This window comes from Massilia aerilata (assembly GCF_042656905.1).
In the GTDB taxonomy this organism is placed as follows: Bacteria; Pseudomonadota; Gammaproteobacteria; order Burkholderiales; family Burkholderiaceae_D; genus Telluria; species Telluria aerilata.
On the sequence record NZ_JBHSMZ010000016.1, the window covers coordinates 39,834 to 58,668 of the forward strand.

General features: G+C 61.6%; 23 protein-coding genes. 18 read left to right on the forward strand and 5 right to left on the reverse strand.

Annotated features, from left to right (window positions below):
* From ACFPO9_RS19705 to ACFPO9_RS19765, 13 genes are read left to right on the forward strand one after another with little or no spacing between them, the layout of a single operon-like run.
* Entirely contained in the window at positions 1-192 is a 192-nt protein-coding gene (locus ACFPO9_RS19705) for a hypothetical protein (protein ID WP_379773829.1), read from the forward strand.
* A gap of 40 nt (positions 193-232) precedes the next feature.
* A complete protein-coding gene (locus ACFPO9_RS19710) occupies positions 233-922 on the forward strand; it encodes a PRTRC system protein E (protein ID WP_379773832.1) in 690 nt (229 codons plus the stop codon).
* Between the two features lie 12 nt (positions 923-934).
* Complete coding sequence (locus tag ACFPO9_RS19715) at positions 935-1,339, forward strand: PRTRC system protein C (protein WP_379773835.1); 405 nt, start codon at positions 935-937, stop codon at positions 1,337-1,339.
* 5 nt (positions 1,340-1,344) lie between these two features.
* Complete coding sequence (locus tag ACFPO9_RS19720) at positions 1,345-2,391, forward strand: PRTRC system protein F (protein ID WP_379775035.1); 1,047 nt, start codon at positions 1,345-1,347, stop codon at positions 2,389-2,391.
* Positions 2,388-3,128: a PRTRC system protein B gene (locus ACFPO9_RS19725; protein WP_379773838.1), complete on the forward strand. Its 741-nt coding sequence runs from the start codon at positions 2,388-2,390 to the stop codon at positions 3,126-3,128. The genes ACFPO9_RS19720 and ACFPO9_RS19725 overlap by 4 nt, the downstream gene beginning before the upstream one ends.
* Positions 3,129-3,144: 16 nt before the next feature.
* Positions 3,145-3,951: a PRTRC system protein A gene (locus ACFPO9_RS19730; RefSeq protein WP_379773840.1), complete on the forward strand. Its 807-nt coding sequence runs from the start codon at positions 3,145-3,147 to the stop codon at positions 3,949-3,951.
* Between the two features lie 4 nt (positions 3,952-3,955).
* On the forward strand, positions 3,956-4,735 hold the full coding sequence (locus ACFPO9_RS19735) for a PRTRC system ThiF family protein (protein WP_379773843.1): 780 nt from the start codon (positions 3,956-3,958) through the stop codon (positions 4,733-4,735).
* Entirely contained in the window at positions 4,732-4,926 is a 195-nt protein-coding gene (locus ACFPO9_RS19740; RefSeq protein WP_379773845.1) for a hypothetical protein, read from the forward strand. Before ACFPO9_RS19735 ends, ACFPO9_RS19740 begins: the two co-directional genes overlap by 4 nt.
* The gene (locus ACFPO9_RS19745) at positions 4,923-5,471 is read left to right on the forward strand and encodes a hypothetical protein (RefSeq protein WP_379773847.1); all 549 of its coding nucleotides are present in this window, start codon (positions 4,923-4,925) and stop codon (positions 5,469-5,471) included. Before ACFPO9_RS19740 ends, ACFPO9_RS19745 begins: the two co-directional genes overlap by 4 nt.
* Before the next feature lie 8 nt (positions 5,472-5,479).
* A complete protein-coding gene (locus ACFPO9_RS19750; RefSeq protein ID WP_379773850.1) occupies positions 5,480-5,767 on the forward strand; it encodes a hypothetical protein in 288 nt (95 codons plus the stop codon).
* Positions 5,764-6,411 (forward strand): J domain-containing protein, encoded by a 648-nt coding sequence (locus ACFPO9_RS19755; protein ID WP_379773853.1) that lies wholly within the window; start codon positions 5,764-5,766, stop codon positions 6,409-6,411. The genes ACFPO9_RS19750 and ACFPO9_RS19755 overlap by 4 nt, the downstream gene beginning before the upstream one ends.
* On the forward strand, positions 6,408-6,644 hold the full coding sequence (locus ACFPO9_RS19760; protein ID WP_379773855.1) for a DUF4224 domain-containing protein: 237 nt from the start codon (positions 6,408-6,410) through the stop codon (positions 6,642-6,644). Before ACFPO9_RS19755 ends, ACFPO9_RS19760 begins: the two co-directional genes overlap by 4 nt.
* Positions 6,601-7,899, forward strand: coding sequence for a hypothetical protein (locus ACFPO9_RS19765; protein ID WP_379773857.1), 1,299 nt, complete (start codon positions 6,601-6,603; stop codon positions 7,897-7,899). Before ACFPO9_RS19760 ends, ACFPO9_RS19765 begins: the two co-directional genes overlap by 44 nt.
* A gap of 224 nt (positions 7,900-8,123) precedes the next feature.
* Here ACFPO9_RS19765 and ACFPO9_RS19770 read toward each other — a convergent pair whose 3' ends face one another.
* Entirely contained in the window at positions 8,124-8,534 is a 411-nt protein-coding gene (locus ACFPO9_RS19770; RefSeq protein ID WP_379773859.1) for a hypothetical protein, read from the reverse strand.
* A 144-nt stretch (positions 8,535-8,678) separates the two neighbouring features.
* Positions 8,679-9,044 (reverse strand): hypothetical protein, encoded by a 366-nt coding sequence (locus tag ACFPO9_RS19775; protein ID WP_379773861.1) that lies wholly within the window; start codon positions 9,042-9,044, stop codon positions 8,679-8,681.
* Positions 9,045-9,341: 297 nt separating this feature from the next.
* On the opposite strand from ACFPO9_RS19775, the gene ACFPO9_RS19780 reads away from it, so the two are divergent.
* Positions 9,342-10,865, forward strand: a complete 1,524-nt coding sequence (locus tag ACFPO9_RS19780; RefSeq protein ID WP_379773863.1) for a vanadium-dependent haloperoxidase — start codon at positions 9,342-9,344, stop codon at positions 10,863-10,865.
* 53 nt (positions 10,866-10,918) lie between these two features.
* Here the strand turns inward: ACFPO9_RS19780 and ACFPO9_RS19785 are convergent, their stop codons facing one another.
* The 3 genes from ACFPO9_RS19785 to dusA all read right to left on the reverse strand — a co-directional run bounded on the left by ACFPO9_RS19785 (position 10,919) and on the right by dusA (position 14,473).
* Positions 10,919-11,260, reverse strand: coding sequence for an energy transducer TonB (locus ACFPO9_RS19785; protein WP_379773865.1), 342 nt, complete (start codon positions 11,258-11,260; stop codon positions 10,919-10,921).
* A gap of 75 nt (positions 11,261-11,335) precedes the next feature.
* Positions 11,336-13,135 (reverse strand): methyl-accepting chemotaxis protein, encoded by a 1,800-nt coding sequence (locus tag ACFPO9_RS19790; RefSeq protein WP_379773868.1) that lies wholly within the window; start codon positions 13,133-13,135, stop codon positions 11,336-11,338.
* 345 nt (positions 13,136-13,480) lie between these two features.
* Positions 13,481-14,473 carry a tRNA dihydrouridine(20/20a) synthase DusA gene (gene dusA / locus ACFPO9_RS19795; RefSeq protein WP_379773870.1) on the reverse strand — a complete coding sequence of 331 codons (993 nt, stop codon included), beginning with the start codon at positions 14,471-14,473 and terminating at the stop codon, positions 13,481-13,483.
* 101 nt (positions 14,474-14,574) lie between these two features.
* On the opposite strand from dusA, the gene ACFPO9_RS19800 reads away from it, so the two are divergent.
* The 4 genes from ACFPO9_RS19800 (at position 14,575) to ACFPO9_RS19815 (ending at position 18,822) form a co-directional block, all read left to right on the forward strand.
* The gene (locus tag ACFPO9_RS19800) at positions 14,575-15,609 is read left to right on the forward strand and encodes a tyrosine-type recombinase/integrase (protein WP_379773873.1); all 1,035 of its coding nucleotides are present in this window, start codon (positions 14,575-14,577) and stop codon (positions 15,607-15,609) included.
* A 783-nt stretch (positions 15,610-16,392) separates the two neighbouring features.
* Positions 16,393-16,818, forward strand: coding sequence for a hypothetical protein (locus tag ACFPO9_RS19805; RefSeq protein ID WP_379773876.1), 426 nt, complete (start codon positions 16,393-16,395; stop codon positions 16,816-16,818).
* 41 nt (positions 16,819-16,859) lie between these two features.
* Positions 16,860-17,570: a CPBP family intramembrane glutamic endopeptidase gene (locus ACFPO9_RS19810; RefSeq protein ID WP_379773877.1), complete on the forward strand. Its 711-nt coding sequence runs from the start codon at positions 16,860-16,862 to the stop codon at positions 17,568-17,570.
* Positions 17,563-18,822 carry an HlyD family efflux transporter periplasmic adaptor subunit gene (locus tag ACFPO9_RS19815; RefSeq protein WP_379773880.1) on the forward strand — a complete coding sequence of 420 codons (1,260 nt, stop codon included), beginning with the start codon at positions 17,563-17,565 and terminating at the stop codon, positions 18,820-18,822. The genes ACFPO9_RS19810 and ACFPO9_RS19815 overlap by 8 nt, the downstream gene beginning before the upstream one ends.
* The last annotated feature ends 13 nt before the right edge of the window (positions 18,823-18,835 follow it).

Here is an 18,835-nt window from a genome sequence, read left to right on the forward strand (position 1 = left end):
ATGGCGCGCGTCGAACCAGATCGCGCAGCGCTCGAGGTGGCCCGTCACATGCTGGGCTCGAAGACCTCGCTCGACGACATGCTCAAGAACCCCACGCTCAAGGCGGCCCTGAAGGCTGCGGCCCGCCGGCACATGCGGCGCCGCGACCAGTTCGACCCCAAGAAGCTCCAGGCCAACGACCACGACGATTAACCACCGCCCGCCCGGGCACCACAACCAAGAGGACCACTCTATGTTCACTACCCTGCATGAGCTCGCGAAGAAGGCGCCGCTTATGATCACGGTCGCCGCCGAGGGCGACGGCCAGCTGCGCGTCAACGTGACGCCAACGCCCACCGACACGAAGGCGAAGCACAGTCTGCCGCAGCCGCTGTCCCTGCTGGCCACGCCGACCGAGTTCGACGCCGACTTCATCGCGGCCCTGTCGACCTGGCAGGCACCGAAGCGCTCGCTGATCCAGCAGGCCCAGGACGCCGCCGGCGGCGCCGCGCCAGCCCTGCCCGCGCCGAAAGCTGAAGTGAAGAGCGACAGCAAGTCCGAGAAGCCGGCCCGCAAGGGTCGCGGCAGCAAGGGTGCCGAGGACGACAAGAAGAACGACGGTGCACAGGATGCCGTCGCTGCAGCTGGCGAAGCGAACGCCGGCGATCAGCAGCAGGCCGTCGCCGATGAATCGGCCGGCAGCGCCAGCGCCAGCACCGGCACCACGGTCGACCAGGGCGCCGCGCCGGCCGGTGACGCCGCGGTAGGTAACAAACCTGCCGGCGAGATGTCGGCCGTCGCCGACCAGGCTGGAGCCGACGTTTATACCCGCGACATTTTCGCCGAGAGCACGAGCAGCGGCGCCGATGTGCAGCTTTCGGCATCCGCTCCCGCGCCCGCCGCCCAGGCTGTCGGCAACGTCGACTCCATGGACATTTTCTAAGCGGAGGACGACATGCAAATCGAAAACCTCGTCCGCGAATTCAAATACAACGGCGTGGCCCTGGCCGACCCGGGCGCGTTGCTCAGCCTGGAGCAGGTGCGCGACTTCTACGCCAGCGTCTACCCGGAGATCCTCAGCGCCGACATCGAAGGCCCGCAGCAAGTCGCCGGCAAGCAGATTTACACCTTCCGGCGCGCCGTCGGCACCAAGGGTGCCAGCCGTGCGGTCGAGCTCGCGCTGCAGCGCCTGCGCGCCGACGGCCGCCTCGACGGCGCTATGCGCCCGGCGAACGTGCTGACCGCTGCGCAGGCGCGCCAGCCGCTGGCCCAGCAATTGAAGCGCGTCCTCGACCAGGCCAGCCGCGCCGGTGGCGTGCGCTGCCTGGCGCCGTCCGCCAACCACCTGGTGCTGCCGTGACCGCGATGCTCCCGCTCGCCGCTCTGGCCCTGCCTCAGCTGGCGGCCGAGATCCCGACACGCTACGTGATCCCTGGCGTCGACGCACTCATGGTGCCGCTGACCATCGCTCTGCTCGAGGCGGACGTCATCACGGCGCCGATGCTCCGCACGCCCCGCAATGCGCTGTTGGTCGACGTGATCGGCGAGCCGGAGAAGCAACTGTCGGCTCGGGCGCTGTCGCACTGGTGGACGAAACTCATCCGCGAACACTCCTGCAAGTTTTTCCGCTGGAGCCTGCAGGTGCAGCAACTTGACGACACGAACTACGACAAGCTGACGACGGCGTGGTTCTGCTTTAGCCGGATGGGAGACGACATTCCTCGCTTTGCCCTGGCAAAAGGGATCGAGCGCCTGGAGCTGTTGAAGGAAGGTTTCGGCCAGACCGTGCTGGCGGTGCTGCGTGATGCCGTGATGTTGCTTCCGGAGTCGTTCAACCCGTGGTTCGCGCTCGACTGGGCCGACCAGGCCTATTGGAGGGAATCGCGCGACGACGCCGAGCTGCTCGAGATGCGGCGCGAAGACGGCAACTACAAAACCGTCGAGGAATTGCTGGAGAACGAGCACGTGGTTACGCGCGCCGTCTTCTTCGCGGAGCTGCCCGAATGGGTATGCGCACCGAAGCGCACGCTGTCCCGTGAGGCGATCGCGGCGGCCGCCGGCGACGACCAGTTAGCGCACCAGGCAATCGAACTGTGCGATCAGGTCCACGGGCTGGTCAACCGCCCGGACTTTGTCCTGCACCCCAGCGACAAAGGCGCATATCGCACCGGCAATTATCCAATCGACGGCTGCATGGTGCTTCTCTGGAAGCCGTTCGATGTCATCGGCGAGACCATCGACGACTACCTGAACGATCTCGGCCAGTGCGGCGAATACACCGATTTCATCGACGCGAGCCCAGTCCCTGTGACGGCGGCCGGCGTGCGCGAGTTCATGACGCTGACCGAGCAAACGCTGCAAGTCGCGGTGCTGGTGGAAAAGCTGATCCTGCTGCTGGGAGAAAAATATTGAGCCTCCATCCTGTCGATATCGTCGGCACCGGCGAAACGGTGCTGCACCTGGTCAGCGCGGTGCTGATGTACCAATCTGACCGCGGCGACGTATACGCCACCTCGCACCCAGTGGTGCCGGACGCCCAGCACCAAGGGCGCAAGGTAATCGGCGCCGGCGTGCCGCTGTCGAAAGGCGCGCTGGCCAAGTTCGCCGATGCCGTCAGCGCGGCCACGGCGTTCGCGGGCTTCCTGCCGGCAAACCTGCTGTTCAGCTCGCCAAACCTGATCGCCTGGTGGGCGCCGGCGCAGGTGCGCATGACCTGGTTCAAGGCGGCAGGCTCGGGCAAGGTCGCCGGCCATGGCGAGGCCGCGCACCCGGCGCTCGTGTTCGTGGCGACGCCGAACGACTGGTTCGTGTTCGCGCTGGCCGAGGATGCCCGGCCAGCGCCGACCACCCGCCTGCGCCACGCCCCTCACTTCAACGTGTGGGACGGTGGCCGGATCTGCACCGGCAATGTCGAGCTGCCGCCGACCTTCGGCGCGGAAGTTATCCACAGCTACGAGAACGCCTTCTTCCGCAGCCACTTCACGCACCCGAACCGCGACAAGGCAGTGAAGTACAAGGGCGGCATCCAGCGGCTGTGGCTTGACCAGCTGGACAGCCCCGACCCGGCCGCGATGCAGCGCGCGCTCGTCGATTCAAAAGAAACCCTGCAGGAAGCGATCGCCCGGATCGCCGCCCGCACCAACAACTAACTAGATGAGGACCACCATGCTCAAGCAAGAGATCACCAGCAAATTCGCCGAGCTGCTCGATATTGCCCGCGGCTCGTTCGACCATGTCATGCAGACCACTCGCGACAACTTCGATGTCTTCGTCGAGACCGCGGCCACGCTGCTGCGCGAAGAACGCCCGCTGCCGCTTGCCGTTGACGAAGTCAACACGCCAGCCGAGTTGCTGCAGATGGACATGGCCCTGCTGGCCGCCGCGCCGATCGCCGCCGTGCCGCGCCACGCGCCGTTCCACCCGCTGCAGGAGAATGGCCACCGCTTCCTGCTGGCCGAGGGCGGCCTGTTCGTCGAGGTGCGCCGCCCCTGGCTGCACTTCATCCACCAGCTGGCGGAACACAAGGTCGTCGCGATTCCGTACGGTCCAGTGGCACCGAAGTGCGAAATGGACTTCGGCAAGCTCGGCACCGCGCTGGCCCAGCTGAAGGAATTTGCGGTCAAGGCCCGGGCCGACGCGCCGATCGAAGCGGCCGCGAGCGTGCTGTGGGACCACCGGCAGAAGACGTGGCGGATCGAATATCCGGAAATCATCGGCGAGGCCAGCGCCAGCCGGATCCAGTACCGCCAGGTCGAGCCCGGCCCCGACGAAAGCGTGGCGATCGACCTGCACAGCCACGGGCACCTCAACGCATTCTTCAGCGAGACCGACGATGCGGACGACCGCGGCGCCGTGAAGGTGTCGGGCGTATACGGCAACCTGGACACGGACAAGCCGACGGTGGCGTTCCGGCTGTGCGTGCTCGGGCTGTACATCCCGCTGGTGGTGCCGGCCGAGAAGATCTTCGGGTGATCGCATGCCGCATATCACGCCACCCATCATGCTGAGCCACCCGGTGCGCATCGCCCTGATCGGCTGCGGCGGCAACGGTTCGCAGATGCTGACCGGCTTGGCCCGGCTGAACCACGCCATCACTGCGCTCGGCCACCCCGGCCTGAAGGTGACGGTATTCGATCCGGACACCGTCAGCGAGGCGAACATGGGCCGCCAGCTGTTCGGCGCCTTCGATGTCGGCGCCAGCAAGGCTCACGTGCTGGTCCAGCGGATCAACGCCTTCTTCGGGCTGAACTGGGAAGCCGTGCACGGCCGCTACGACGCGGGCTACGAGCGCCAGCACCACATGGCGATCGCCTGCGTCGACAGCGCGCGAGCCCGGCACGAGATCCACCACAAGCTGAAGCGCTCGGGCGTGCACTACCTGATGGACCTCGGCAACCGCGCGGCCGATGGCCAGGTGCTGCTGGGTGAGCTGTTCGAAGGGCGCGCCGGCCTGCAGGCGCCGGCGAACAGCGCGCTGCTGCCGAGCCCCTACGACGTGCTGCCCGAGCTGGTCGACCTGCAGGCTAAGGAAGACGACACGCCGAGCTGCGGCCTGGCCGAGGCGCTCGAGCGCCAGGAACTGTTCGTCAACCAGTCGATCGTGACGCCGGCCCTGTCGATCCTGTGGGAGTTCTTCCGGCACGGCTGCCTGACCTGGCACGGCGCCTTCGTGAACCTGCGTACCGGCAGCATGCGGCCGCTGAACGTGCGCGAGGCGGCCGCAGCGCCGGCGGCGACCACCCTGGCGGCCGCATGAGCACGACGTTCGAACAGGCGCGTTCCCTCTACGGCAGCGACGAGCAGATGGCCCGGGCCCTGTTCGAGCAGGTAGCGGTTATGCGCCTCGATCTGGAGCTGCAGCAGGCGCTGCGCCGGCGCGCGGAGGAAAAGCTCAATCAGAGCCGACTCCAGATGAGAAAACCCAACGATACAGAAAGAACAACATGAGTATCAGCACAGTAAAGACCTGGCGCGAGCGCCTCGGGAAGCCTGCGGACTTCCCCCTGCATGGGCCCAGCGACGTCGAGCGCGCGATGGAAGCGGAGATTGCGGAGTTGCGCGCCGCACGGAGCGCGCCCACCGACTTGTCGAAGCGTCTGCGTGCCACGGCCGCCGGCACGTTCGTTGGCTGGGACCCGGCGATTGTCACGCCAAAATTGCTCATCGACGCCGCTGAAGAGATCGAGCGCTACTACCGCGGCATGCTGGCCTGGAAGCAGACCGCCGAGAAGAAAGACCGCGACTGGAATGAAGAGCGCATGAGCCGTGTGAACGACCGCATTGCCGCCAGAGCTGCGCATGCGGTGCCGGCCGACGTGCTGACCGTGCCGCTCGCGATTATGAACCTCGGGGTCGATCAACGTGAGAACGATGAATACAAGCGCGGCCATCGCGACGCGCGCCACGCCGCCGCCGACCTGGTGCTGGAACTTGCTGACAATCTCGCGGCCCTGACCAAGCCGAACATCGATCAGAAAGGCTGCGCATCGTGATCCCGCAAATGACCGACCCACTTGGCCGCCACTGGCGCCAGCCAGCGGACATCCGGCAGGCGCCGATGGACGATACCCATGTGCTGCTGACGCCGCGCCAGCTGGCCGGCCTAGCCGAGTACTCGCGCAGCTACCCGTCCGGCACCTATGACGGGAAGTGCTGGAAGCGCGAAGGCGAGGACGACGTCGGCGTGACCTTCTGGTATCTGTGCTGGTACCAGCCGCATCCGACGCCGGGCAAGATTGGAATCGGGTTCCGTATCATCTTGGAAGTCGAGAGCGGAGGTACTGCATGATCCCCGCTTACCCACTGCAGTGGCCGGCCGGCTGGCCGCGCACGCCTGCAATCCAGCAGCGCTATGGCAAGTTCAGCACCAAGAAGACTTCGCCGGGCAGCAGCTGGGCCAGGACCGTCGACATCACCATCGCCGAAGCGACGAACCGCGTGTTGGCGGAGCTGGCGCGCATGGGCATCGACCGCCAGGATGTCGTTATCTCGACGAATCTGCAGCTGCGTCTCGATGGTCTTCCGCGCTCCGGCCAGGCCGCTCCACGCGACGCCGGCGCCGCCGTCTACTGGAAGACCCGCAAGGGAGAGCGCCGCGTGATGGCGATCGACCAGTATTACAAGGTCGAGGAAAACCTGGCCGCGATCGCGGCGACACTGGACGCGATGCGCGCGATCGAGCGGCACGGCGGCGCGCAAATCCTGGACCGAGCGTTCACCGGTTTCACCGCGCTGCCGGCGCCAGCGGCAAAACGACACTGGCGTGACGTACTCGGTCTCGCCTCGAGCGGCGCTTTCACGTTGACCGAGGTGAAATACCAGTACCGCCGTCTGGCGCGCGAGCTGCACCCGGACCACATCGGTGGCAGCGACGCCGCGATGTCGGAACTGAACGTGGCCTTCGAAGAGGCCAGAAAGGAAATTGAACCATGAGCGGATACTTGAGCGCTGACGAGCTCGCCGAGCTGGTCGACTGCAAGCCAAACCAGCGCACCAAGATGGTCACCTGGCTGCGGCAGAGGAAGTGGAAATTTGAGGTGGGCGCGACCGGCCTCCCCAGGGTGGCGCGCGCCTACCACGATAGGATGATGGGTATTACCGATGAGCCGAAACGACAAAAATATGCGGACGAACCGAACCTCAAAGCCTTCGCTGGCGCCCACTAAAGAAAAGACCGGGATCGACAGGCTGTACAAGAGGACGGGCGTCAAAAAGGTGTCGTGGTACTACCAATACCCGGATGGCCGGAACGAAACCGTGGCGACGGCGCCGGCCGGAAACAAGGAAGAGATCCGCAAGGCGGACATTGTCGCGAAGCGCAAGGCGATCGACATCCAGCAAGGGAGGATCATCGCCGGTTCGGTCGCCGAGCTGATCGACCGCTTCAAGACGGAGGAAGACCCGAAGCACTACCTGGACCAGTCGAAGGAGGGTCTCGCGGTGAGGAACGGCACCTATGCGAACCTGATCAAGTTTTTCGGCCAGATGGCACCGAATTCGCTCAAGACGATTCACGGGTATCAGTATGTCGAGGCGCGTGCGGCCGACGGCGCGCCGGCGAAGGCCTGGAAGGAGCTCTACACTTTCTCGACCATCTGCAAGAAGGCGATCAGGTGGGGCGTGATGGAGGCGAACCCGTTCGTGGACATGGACACCGATATTCTGGAAAAGGACGTGCGCACCGTCTCCCGGTCGCAGATCGTCCGGTTTTATCTGTGGAGCCAGCGCCAGGACAACCGGGTGGTGCGCCTGATGGGATGCATGGCCCTCTTCACCTACCTGACCGGGTTCCGGACGGCGGAAGTGCGGCCGATGCTGAAGACGGGATGCTCGCGCGAAGGCGTGACGGTGACCGGCGCAAAACGGAAGCGCGGCGAGGCCGAGGTGCTGAAGCTACGGGAATGGTCGCCGCGCCTACGCATGGTGGTCAAGCGCATCGAGCAGGCCCAGCAGCACATGCCGTCGGTACCGCCCGAGACCGCCCAGACCATGGCGCGCATCGCAATCGCGATCGCGAAGGGGGAGACGGCAAAGGCGGCGGCAGCCGCGGCCGGCATGAAGGAGTCGACCTATTACTACTGGGTCGCGAGGGTGAGGAAGGACGAGCGGGTCAGGCCGAAGGAATCGGTCTACATGTTTCCGGCGGCGGGCGGGAAATGCTATACCAAAGGAGGCCTGTCCTCGTCCTGGCAGGAGGCCATGCTGGCCTACGTGAAAACGCTGGATCAGGATGTGACCGAGAAAACGCTCACCCAGCACCCTGAGTACTTCGCCCAGCTGGACATCCGCCCGGCCGCGATCACGACCAAGCTGGCCAACCGGGAGGCCGATGCCTACGACTTCGCGGCGCACGCGAACCCTCAAACGACGCACCGCCATTACGACCGCCGGCAGGTGAAAAAAGCGCGTGCGACAGAGTAAAAATCTTACAACGGGTTTTTGCTCTCATAGGGGAAAACCAGCGCCAAAAATCGCGATCCGTTGTAACGGCAAAAACGCAAGGCGTTGATCCTGTTGAGTAAATCATGGTCTCGCTGCTGGATTGTGATTCCTGTTGTCGTGGGTTCGAGTCCCATCAGCCACCCCAAAAGAATACGATGAAAAGCCCGGATCGCGAGACCGGGCTTTTTGTTTTTCCGCGTCCCTCACCTGCACCGGAACTCCAGCGACCCCGCCATCAAGGCATCCCCCCGCACCCGCCGCTTGGCCAGGCAGCGCGCCGTCGTACGCGCATCGAAGCGAATGTATCGCCCGGTCCCGGTATAGCTGCAATAGACCTGCCGAATCATCGAACGCGGCCCGGCCTTCATATTCCAGGCCTGGTACAAGGTCCCGCCGGTCTGCCACTCCTTCTCGGGCAATCCCTCTGCCAAAGAACGCTCATCTGCCCGCGTGCCGGGCAGATAGGCAAACACCCGCGCCCGGTCCAGCCTGGACCTGGGCGTCTTCCAGTCAGCCGGGGCGTTGATGGGACATTCGAGTACGGCAGCCTGTGCCGCGGCCGACGAAAGCAGCACGAAAGCCAGCGCAATTTTCTTGCCAACAAGATAAAGCATGGTGCAATTCCGACAATATACGGACTTTCCATGCTAGGCACGCGGCATACGGCCGGCTTGCGCATCCTCACTGGCTGAACTGCCAAAAAACAAAAAGCCAGTCACGCGGACTGGCTTCTTGCATCAGCTAAAGCTAAAGACGGCTTACGAACGGTTCGGGTTGTTCGGGCGGTTGTCTTGGCGGTTCGGCACGCCGTCGCCGTCACGGTCCCAGCCGCCACGTTGCAGCGTCCAGCCGTTGCCGTCCTGGCGCCATTCCGGGCGGTGATACGAGTAGCCTTTGCGAACTTTCTCGAAATGGCCCTTCTGCCATACGTAGCGGTGACCGTTCCAGTTCCAGTAGCCCGGGGCCCATTCGTAGCCGCGGCGTGCGTGGGGCACCATTTCGTGGCGCGGGGCCGGCGGGGCGGTGCGTACGACCAGGACGTCACCTTTCGCGAAGGCCTGCGCCGGGACGAATGCGGCGGTGCTGATCAGGGCTGCGGCAGCGGCACAGAGGATTCGTTTCATGATGCTTCTCCTTTTGATTGGTGTGAGTCCACTATAGCGATCCAAACTAACGCACAGTAAGTTTGATGCAAGTTTTTACAATCGACACAGTGCGCCACAAATATGTAACCGCCAAACAATGAGCGCACTGCACCCTCTCATTTTCGCGGTGGTACCGGATTTGGCGTGAATCAGTACCCGTCACGGTTAGGCTTGAGTGCGCGCAGCCACCTGCGTACTGTCGAGATATCGGGAAAGCGGCCCAGCAGGATCGGCTTGCAGGCTTGCCCGCCAACACCAATCGACGAGGGAACCGTCATGAAATCGCGCATCGGTGTACCGTTCTGTATGCTGCTGTTTTCCATCCTGGCCGCGAGCGCTACCCTCACTGCACGAGCCGGAGCGCCGCGCCCGCCGGTCACATCGCCGACTTACGAAACCCAGCCGGGCACGCGTGAACTGCCGCCGCGCTACGCGCCGCCGGCGGGTCCTGCCCCAGCCGCTCGCCTGGCCTACTGGAATGAAGTCGCGCTGCGCACGATCGCCGTCGATCACACGCCCCCATTCACAGGCGGCGCCACCGTCGTCGCCGAACAGCTCGGACCGACGCGCACCAGCCGCCTGATGGCAATCGTCCAGCTCGCGGTCTATGACGCCCTGAATGCCATCTACCGCCGCTATCCAGGCTACAGCGGCGATCTGCCGGCCTTTGCCGACAGCTCGCCCGACGCCGCGATCGCCCAGGCCACCCACGATATCCTGGTTGCGCATTATTCGCGTCAGCGGCAGCGTCTCGACGCCTGGCTGGCACAGGACCTGGCCAGGCTACCGGACGGACGACGCAAACTCGACGGCGTCGATATCGGACGCCGCGCGGCGGCGGCGCTGCTCGCCTTGCGCGCCGACGACGGCGTGTACTACGGCGAGCCGGTCGTCGGCATCGACTATCACGTCAGCGATGCCCCCGGCAAGTGGCGTCCCGACCCGGTAAGCGGCATCCGGATCGCCCTCGGCGCCTATTGGCATATCAAGCCTTTCGTCCTGCCGTCGACCGCCCTGTTCCGGCCTCCCCCGCCGCCGGCGCTGACCAGCGACACGTACGCCCGCGCCTTCAACGAAGTCAAGGCATTCGGTGGCGATGGCATCCTGACGCCGACGCGGCGTACGCCGGACCAGACCCGGATCGGCATCTTCTGGAGTTACGATGGCGGCGCCTGGATCGGCACGCGGCCGCGCCTGTACAACCAGATCGCGGTGCAGCTGGCCCTGCAGCGCAGCGCCGATCCGCTCGAGCTGGCGCGCGTGCTGGCGTTGGTGAACGCAGCCATCGCCGACGCCACCATCGCCGCCTGGGAAGACAAGTACCGCCTCAATTTCTGGCGCCCGGTCACCGCGATCCGCGAAGCCAGTCCGGGCACCGGTCCGACCGGCCTGGGCGACGGCAATCCGACCACCCGGGCCGATCCCTACTGGACCCCGCTGGGAGCGCAAGCAAGCAACCTGACCGGGCCAAACTTCACGCCGCCCTTCCCCGCCTATCCGTCCGGCCATGCCGAACTCGGCAGCGCAATGTTCCAGATACTGCGGAGGTTCTATGGCGACAATGTCGCGTTCACCTTCCTTTCCGACGAGCTCAACGGCATTACCCGCGACAACCGCGGCCGCGTGAGGCCGCGCGCGCCACGCAGCTACCGGACCCTCGCGCAGGCAGAAGAAGAAAACGGCCAGAGCCGGATCTACCTGGGCATTCACTGGCAATTTGACAAGGCGCAGGGCATCGTCACCGGCCGCCAGGTGGCGGACTACATCTTCCAGCGCGGCCTGGTGCGTCCGGACCAGTAAACGACAAACCGGCCACGCGGGCCGGTTTCTTTTACTTCAGCAGGAACGCAGGATTAGTCCAGCTTCCAGGCGTAGTCGACCTTGGTCCAGGTCTGGGCCGGTGCGCCGTCCTTGGTGCCCGGCTTGAACTTGCAAGCTGCCAGGCCTTTCATGGCTGCCTTGTCCAGACCCTTGAAACCACTCGATTTTTCCAGCTTCGAATCGGCAACCGAACCGTCGACGTTGACCTGGAAGGACATCGAGGTCACGCCCTGCTCTTCGTTCATCAGCGACGCTTTCGGGTATTCGACCTTGCACTTCGACGGATCGAAGGAAGCCGGGGTTTCAGCGGCAGCAGCGAAACCGGCAGCGAACAGGCCAGCAAACAGGACAGCGGCGAATTTCTTGTTGGACATTTTAATTTCCCCTAAATAACAAAGTTTTTTTAAATGGCCGGTAGGCTTACCGGCCGTTCGACGAGCCGTCCTGGCTCAGAATTCTTCCCAGTCGTCGCTGGCGGCTGCGGCGGCGACTTTCTTCGAGGTCGACGAGCCGCTGCCGGATTCCGGCGCCTGTGCTTCGTCTGCCTTCGGCGCAGCCGGCTTGCGGACGGCGGCCGGCTTCTTCAGCTGTGGCGATGCGGCTGGCCTGCGGGCCGGGCGGGCGACCACGGCGCGGGTTGCCACAGCGGTCGAGGCCGGCGCTGCCGGTGCCGCCGCGGCTTCTTCGCCTTCGACCTTGAAGATGCTGACCACGCGCTGCAGCTCGGCAGCCTGATCCTGCAGGCTCTGGAAGGCGGCGGCCGCCTGCTCGACCAGTGCGGCGTTCTGCTGGGTCATGCCGTCCATTTCGATGATCGACAGGTTGACCTGTTCGATACCGGCGCTCTGCTCGGCGCTGGCGTTGGCGATCTCGCTCATGATGTCGGTCACGCGCTTGACGCTGCCCACCACTTCATCCATGGTCACGCCGGCCTGGCCGACCAGCTTGGAACCGCGGCCGATCTTCTCGACGGAGTCGCCGATCAGGGTCTTGATCTCTTTCGCTGCGGCAGCCGAACGCTGGGCCAGGTTGCGCACTTCGGAGGCCACGACCGCGAAACCGCGGCCCTGTTCGCCGGCACGGGCCGCTTCGACGGCGGCGTTCAGCGCCAGGATGTTGGTCTGGAAAGCGATGCCGTCGATCACACCGATGATGTCGGCGATCTTGCTGGCCGAGCTATTGATCTCACCCATGGTGCCGACCACTTGCGACACCACTTCGCCGCCCTTGCGCGCCACATCCGATGCGGTGGCGGCGAGTTGGTTGGCTTCACGGGCGTTCTCGGCGTTCTGCTTCACGGTCGAGGTCAGTTCTTCCATGGCCGAGGCGGTCTTCTCCAGCGAGCTGGCCTGCAGTTCGGTACGCGAGGACAGGTCGGTGTTGCCGGCGGCGATTTCACGCGATGCGGTGGTGATGGTGTGGGTGCCGCGACGGACCTGGCTGACGATGTCGACCAGGCTGTTGCGCATTTGTTTCATTTCGCTCAGCAGGCTGCCGCGGTCTGACGACTTGGTGTCGATGGCGATCGACAGGTCGCCTTCGGCGATGCTGGTGGCGATCTTCGAGGTGTAGCTCGGCTCGGCGCCCAGCTGCTTCAGCAGGCCGCGGGTGATGATGTAGGCAGCCGCCACGCCCATCGCAACGGCGAGGGCCAGCAGGACCAGCATGAAGTTACGTGCGCTGACGAACTGGGCTTCCGCATCGGTCTGGGTCTGGCTGTTCTGCTTGTCTTCCAGCGCGCCGAGCTGATCGAGCGCGTCCAGCCACTTTTTCTGGGCCGGGCGGATTTCCTTGACCATCACGCGGGTCGCGTCCATCGCGTTGTTGGCCAGGTAGAGCGACGATGCCTTGGCGATGGCCGGCATGGCGACGCCTTCCGCATCCTTGATCTGCGCCAGCAGGGCCTTCTCTTCAGCCGAGGCTTCGACCGAGAACTTCCCGGCCAGCTTCTGCTGGAGCGCGTCGTATTTGCCGGTCTGTTCCTTGAAACGGTTCAGTTCCGGCTCCATGTCGGCCGGGTCGGTCATCAGGGTCAGGGTACGCAGCGAGGTGACGCGTTCGCTGACGTTATTGCGCATGTCGACGACCAGGCGGGTCACGACGTTGTTCACGCTCACGACATGATCGAGGCGGTTCTGGATCTGCGCCATACGCACCACGCCGACGACGGTCAGGATGACCATCAGCGCGAGCACGAGAGCGAAGCCCAGCGCCAGACGCATGCCGACCTTCATGTTGGATAAATTCATTTACTGTCTTCCCTGGTTCAAATGAGTGGATCCGCCCGGAACCTTCTGCGCCGCGCGTCGCTTTTGTTACTAAAAGTTCAACTTCTCCGTGAACTTTTGTGTATTTCCGTCAGGATAAATCAAAACTCTGCAATTGCATCGAGTAAACATGATCCATCTCAATACTGTTTCGCTACTACAACAATATGACGGGTCAAGCGGGGAGAAGAGCCCGAATTATGGGTCTATTCTTGCTACCGAGCAAGGAAAATGAAGGCGGCCAGCTGTCTGGACAAGCGCCCTGTGGCGGATTTCGAACAAATAAGGCGGCCCTGCCTGGCGCCGCCGTAACAAAAAGTCAATGGATCAAGCTGCTTTTCGCATGCGCCCGGCGGCTTCCAGCAGCAGTTCCGGATTGCCCTCGGCCAGGCGGCGCGAGTCCGACAGCAACTGGCGGAAGGCACGCGCCCCCGGCAGGCCGGCCATCAGGCCCAGCATGTGGCGGGTGATGCTGTTCAGGCGCAGGCCCAGCGGACCATAGCGCTCGAGTTGCGCGCGGATGTAAGGAATCATCGCTTCCAGCACCTGCTCGCGCGAGGCCGGGCCGCCCTGCTCGTCGCCGTAGAAACGGGCGTCCCAGTCGGCCATCAGCCAGGGGTTGTGATAAGCCTCGCGGCCGATCATGACGCCGTCGACGTGCTGCAGGTGGCTTTCGATCTCGTCGCTGGTCTTGATGCCGCCGTTGATGATGATTTCCAGGCCGGGGAACTCGCGCTTGAGTTCATAGGCGACCTGGTAGCGCAGCGGCGGGATCTCGCGGTTTTCCTTGGGCGACAGGCCCTTCAGCACGGCATTGCGGGCGTGCACGATGAAGGTCTTGCAGCCGGCGTCGGCGATCGTGCCGACGAAGTCGCGCACATAGCCATAGTCTTCGTTGTAGTCGATGCCGATGCGGTGCTTGACGGTCACGTCGATGGAAACGGCGTCGCGCATCGCCTTCACGCAGTCGGCCACCAGTTGCGGCTCGTTCATAAGGCAGGCGCCGAACGCGCCCTTCTGCACGCGCTCGGACGGGCAGCCGCAGTTCAGGTTGATCTCGTCATAACCCCACTGCTCGCCCAGCTTCGCGCTCTTGGCCAGGTCGCCTGGCTCGCTGCCGCCCAGCTGCAGGGCGACCGGGTGCTCGATGTCGTCGTAGCGCAGGTGGCGCTCGACGTCGCCGTACACCAGCGCTCCGGTGGTCACCATTTCGGTGTACATCCAGGTGTGGCGGGTGATCTGGCGGTGGAACACGCGGCAGTGGCGGTCCGTCCAGTCCATCATGGGTGCTACAGATAATTTTCGCTTACTGTATTTCATCAAAATCCTAGTTTTCCCTCTGAGAGGCATCAACCCTACTTCCCTCAGTTTCCCGCAAACTGCCCTACTTTCTCCCTCTCGTTGCTACAAATTTGCTACAGATGGCTTCGATACTTAAAGTTGGGGACGCCTGGCGTGCACAGGTCCGCCGCAAGGGGTACAAGTCCATTTCGGAAACTTTTTCTACGAAGGCGCAGGCCGTCGCGTGGGCGCGTAAGATCGAGGCTGAGATGGATGCCCGGCGCTTCAACGACACTCGCGGGCTAGCGAATATTACCGTAAAAAAGCTCATTGATTGGTACTTCGAGGAAGTCGGCACCGCCCACCAGTTCGGAAAGAACAAGATTGCGGTGCTGCTGACGTGGCAGCGCACGCGCGGTCACATCAGCCTGGCCGACAGCTCGGCCGACTACCTCACCACCTTCGTACGCGACCGTCGTAAAGCCGGAGCCTCGGGGATAACGATCAGCATCGATCTGACGTACCTGGGGAGCGTCTTCAAGTCGGCACGAGACCTCCGCAAACTTCCCCTGGACCTCGAGCCTCTTAACAGTGCTCGGGCGAACATGGCGCATCTCAAAATCTCGACAAAGTCCAACGAGCGAGCGCGCCGGCCGACCGAAAAAGAAATTTCTGATCTATGCGATTACCTGGACAAGCATTCAAGCTTGCCTATGCGCGACATCATCCATTTTGCGACAGAGTCAGCGATGCGCGTAGACGAAATCACTCGCCTTCGCTGGATTGACCTAAATGAAACCGATCGAACCATCATCATTCGCGATCGAAAACATCCTCGGCAAAAACAAGGGAATGATCAGGAAGTGCCTTTGCTCGGCAAAACGTACGAGATAATTCAACGCCAACCTCGGCCGGCGCAGATCACATGCGAATCGAGGATATTCCCGGTGAAAGTCGATACCATTACCACGATTTTCCCTCGGGCCAAGAACGCCCTCGGGATCAAGGATCTGCACTTCCACGACCTACGGCACGAAGGCGTGTCTCGACTCTTCGAGCAAGGCTACCAGATCCATGAGGTCGCATTGGTTTCCGGCCACCGCGACTGGAAGATGCTGGCGCGGTACACAAAAATTAAAGCCAAGGATCTTCACCACGCGCGCACTAAGCCATAAGGTATGGCTAACCACTCAACTGCTTATTCCGGTCACAGATCCTTGACTGACAGCTGCCTTACTTGGACGGCTTTCGCTGACCTATTCTATTGAACAACTTGGCTCGACAGATAATATCAAGACGCAGATTCTATCGGTTTCGACTATTAGAACCGCCGCTATTGAACGAACATCTGGTCTATGGAAGTCTTTTACCTTCTAAAAATTCTTTGCTTCTAATCGAGTCTGGCGTGCTTAGTGCCGGACATATTCAGAACAGGCTGGCTTGCTGAATGCCACCCCTTCACCTGCGCGCGTTGAGATGCCCCGGGCACTGAGGGGAAACGCCACTCGCCGATAACTAGCCGCTACGACGGCCTGCGTGAGGCGGTCAACCATGCGTGTCGTTACCGCTAAACTCAAGGAATTATTGGGTCTGCATAGGATGACAGGTACCTAGGCTGATCCGCCAGAGCAAGGTGAAAGCGCAGTCACATCGTCGAAATGGCTCATTGACGAGCTGCTGCTCACGGACTACACCGATCGCGCCATGCGCTCGTTGAGTCATCAGATGAACGCGCCACCAAATTCCTCATGCACCGGGACTTGGCCGGATTCGACTCTGTGGCGTCCAAGTGCAGCAGGCAGACAGGCGGGGCGGCTTACGCCATCCCCGATGCAGATTGATTGATTTGGTGATCCTTGGTGAGGTGGGGATTTACCGTTCAGCCTAATCGGTGCCATCTTGAGATAGTTTGTTGCCCTTGCGCAATTCCCATGGGGATTTCCTGCAGTACATTTAATGTGCTGGTGATGTTCTACTTTGATGGTTATCTTGATAATCTTTTGCAGGTTCGCATGCGCATCATATCTAAACTTGAGTTGGATCACGTGTCTGGCGGCGATGGCTCTACCGTTCATGTAACTGGTCACAACATCGGTGGCTCCACGAATGCACTGGGCGCCGACTTTTCCGAATACACGACCGAGAATACCTCCGTGGAAGCCAGCGGCGGCAAGCCCGTTTCGCAAGCTACCAAGATTGCATTGGAGGCACTAGCTTGCAAGGCCGCGATCGATAAAGGGAAAAAGACCCCGACATTGGGAAATGCAGCAGCAGCAGCAGCGGTTTGCACTACTGCAGCGCAAGACGTGATCAGGGGTCTCGATGAGTTTGGGAAGAACAACCCTGACTTCGTGAAGGGAATGACCGTCAAGCCGGTACCTTAACCTCTTTTTAGCGGTCTGGTCTACCGGGCCGCATTTTAACCATGCTCGCGTTCCTTTGCCTAATCGCCATATTCTTTACAAAAGCGGTTTTCTACCCCATGAGCGGACCGCCAGAGACCCTCGGTATCGCGGCTGGAGTTATGGTAATTGCCAGCCTATTTCTGACCCGTTGGAGCATAAGGAGAAGGGCTGGAGAATACCAATGGGTGTCGAGCCTAGTCATTCTCGGACTGTATCTGGGCACGTTTATCACGTTCGTTTGCGCTGTCGTTCCACTATCCCAAGTCATTGAAGCCACAATAGCGCCCCTCGCTGCCAGGATGACTATATACGCTTTTGTTCAGGCATTTGGCACAGCCGCCTTGGAAGAAGTGATATTTCGGGAGTTTATTCAGCAGCAGCTTGCGGAAAAGCTGACCGCACGGATGGCGGTTGTGATTACCACCGTGGTGTTCTACCTGATGCATCTTACCTTGTTGCCAACTCCTCTGTTGTTCGGCTTGGCGGCGGGCGTCCTGCGGGCCTACTCCGGCAACCTTGTAGCAAGCATCATCCTTCATACAATGACCAATACGATTGGTTATATCGCCGTAAGCAAGTTAGCCCTTATGAGTGAGCACGCGTTGGACGATTTAACGTGGTCCCAGCTCCTCATGAGTGCCAATTCGGTGAGCCTTATTACCGCAGCCATCGCTGCCTTCGTAATATTAATTCGAAAAGAGCCTACCCCGGTTCCTTTGTCTTATGCCTGACGATCAAATAGGCGCGCCGACTCCTCTGTTTCGCACCGAAGCTACTCAACAACTTCTTGCCAAAGGCGAAGGTGCGATTGTTCTGTCTCAACCTGTACGGGGCAAGATTGCGTTGCTTGCTGCAGTGGCACTCGGATTTTGCCTTGCCTCTTACATCGTCGCGTTTGATTACACAAAAACGATCACGATCAGCGGCGAACTGAACGTGGTCGGCGGAAACGCAGCGATTATCGCTACTGAAGCAGGAAGAATCAGGACCACGAGCGTCAAATCGGGTGCTCTTGTTGAAAAAGGCCAGCCTCTTTTTTCCATTGTAAGCCAGCGGGACTCTGGGGCGCAGGTCAATGATGAACGGATTACCGCCATTATCGATAGTCGGCTCGCAATGCTGAAATCGCTCAGTGCTGCTCAGCGCCGGGTGTCTGACGTCCAGTCAGCAAAATCCTGCGAGCAGGTGCAGGAAATTACCAGTCAACTCAATGACGTAAAAATGCAGACCAAGCTGCAACAACAGCGGGTCGAAAATCTTCGAAAAATCCGCGCGAATCTGGAAACTTTGCGAAACCAGGGTTACATATCAAATGTTCAGTGGCTTCAGCAAGAAAATGAACTCGTTAGCGAAGAATCGCGACTGATAGAGTTGAAGCGGTCCGCAAGTGGAATGATTGTACAGCAGACGCAGTACGTATTCGATTGCAGGGAACAGCGAGCTAACAAAGAAGTAACCTCTACCAATGCCAAACTCATGCTTGCCGGTCTCGCCCAAGAACAACTGGAGCATCAGCTCAACAGCCAAACAATCTATCGCAGTCCAATATCCGGAACAGTTATCCTAAATGTCATTAGCCCCGGCGGTAGCATTATTCCGGGCCAAGAGCTTGCCACCGTGATGCCTCGGGGCAAACCCGTAGAAGCCGTGTTATCTGTTCCGTCCCGTGCCGTCGCGTGGCTAAAACATAATCAGAAGGTTTTCCTGCAAGTGGAAGCTTTCCCGTATCAACGCTACGGCTATTTGGTCGGCCAAGTACGCTCGATAGATGCGGCACCCGTGGTTACTTCTGCTACAACAAAGCAGCACGATGGCCCACTTTACCGCGTGTTTGTGGAAGTCGATTCATCTGCTTTTCGTTTGCCACGAACCTCAGCTGGATTGATGCCAGGCATGAGCGTCCTCGCACGTATCGAAGTTGACCGGCGACCAATCTATCGTTGGATTATTGACCCCTTGAACCGTATGGACACGCACGGATAACAGATGAACTTGA

Excerpts from the sequence above, each read along its gene's own strand:
- ACFPO9_RS19760 (WP_379773855.1), top strand. The coding sequence starts at position 6,408 with ATGAGCGGATACTTGAGCGCTGACGAGCTCGCCGAGCTGGTCGACTGC.
- ACFPO9_RS19710 (WP_379773832.1), top strand. The coding sequence starts at position 233 with ATGTTCACTACCCTGCATGAGCTCGCGAAGAAGGCGCCGCTTATGATC.
- ACFPO9_RS19750 (WP_379773850.1), top strand. The coding sequence starts at position 5,480 with ATGACCGACCCACTTGGCCGCCACTGGCGCCAGCCAGCGGACATCCGG.
- ACFPO9_RS19770 (WP_379773859.1), bottom strand. The coding sequence starts at position 8,534 with ATGCTTTATCTTGTTGGCAAGAAAATTGCGCTGGCTTTCGTGCTGCTT.
- ACFPO9_RS19810 (WP_379773877.1), top strand. The coding sequence starts at position 16,860 with ATGCTCGCGTTCCTTTGCCTAATCGCCATATTCTTTACAAAAGCGGTT.
- ACFPO9_RS19730 (WP_379773840.1), top strand. The coding sequence starts at position 3,145 with ATGCTCAAGCAAGAGATCACCAGCAAATTCGCCGAGCTGCTCGATATT.
- ACFPO9_RS19790 (WP_379773868.1), bottom strand. The coding sequence starts at position 13,135 with ATGAATTTATCCAACATGAAGGTCGGCATGCGTCTGGCGCTGGGCTTC.
- ACFPO9_RS19720 (WP_379775035.1), top strand. The coding sequence starts at position 1,345 with ATGCTCCCGCTCGCCGCTCTGGCCCTGCCTCAGCTGGCGGCCGAGATC.
- ACFPO9_RS19780 (WP_379773863.1), top strand. The coding sequence starts at position 9,342 with ATGAAATCGCGCATCGGTGTACCGTTCTGTATGCTGCTGTTTTCCATC.
- ACFPO9_RS19785 (WP_379773865.1), bottom strand. The coding sequence starts at position 11,260 with ATGTCCAACAAGAAATTCGCCGCTGTCCTGTTTGCTGGCCTGTTCGCT.
- ACFPO9_RS19800 (WP_379773873.1), top strand. The coding sequence starts at position 14,575 with ATGGCTTCGATACTTAAAGTTGGGGACGCCTGGCGTGCACAGGTCCGC.
- ACFPO9_RS19755 (WP_379773853.1), top strand. The coding sequence starts at position 5,764 with ATGATCCCCGCTTACCCACTGCAGTGGCCGGCCGGCTGGCCGCGCACG.
- ACFPO9_RS19775 (WP_379773861.1), bottom strand. The coding sequence starts at position 9,044 with ATGAAACGAATCCTCTGTGCCGCTGCCGCAGCCCTGATCAGCACCGCC.
- ACFPO9_RS19765 (WP_379773857.1), top strand. The coding sequence starts at position 6,601 with ATGCGGACGAACCGAACCTCAAAGCCTTCGCTGGCGCCCACTAAAGAA.
- ACFPO9_RS19740 (WP_379773845.1), top strand. The coding sequence starts at position 4,732 with ATGAGCACGACGTTCGAACAGGCGCGTTCCCTCTACGGCAGCGACGAG.
- dusA (WP_379773870.1), bottom strand. The coding sequence starts at position 14,473 with ATGAAATACAGTAAGCGAAAATTATCTGTAGCACCCATGATGGACTGG.
- ACFPO9_RS19715 (WP_379773835.1), top strand. The coding sequence starts at position 935 with ATGCAAATCGAAAACCTCGTCCGCGAATTCAAATACAACGGCGTGGCC.
- ACFPO9_RS19735 (WP_379773843.1), top strand. The coding sequence starts at position 3,956 with ATGCCGCATATCACGCCACCCATCATGCTGAGCCACCCGGTGCGCATC.
- ACFPO9_RS19815 (WP_379773880.1), top strand. The coding sequence starts at position 17,563 with ATGCCTGACGATCAAATAGGCGCGCCGACTCCTCTGTTTCGCACCGAA.
- ACFPO9_RS19745 (WP_379773847.1), top strand. The coding sequence starts at position 4,923 with ATGAGTATCAGCACAGTAAAGACCTGGCGCGAGCGCCTCGGGAAGCCT.
- ACFPO9_RS19705 (WP_379773829.1), top strand. The coding sequence starts at position 1 with ATGGCGCGCGTCGAACCAGATCGCGCAGCGCTCGAGGTGGCCCGTCAC.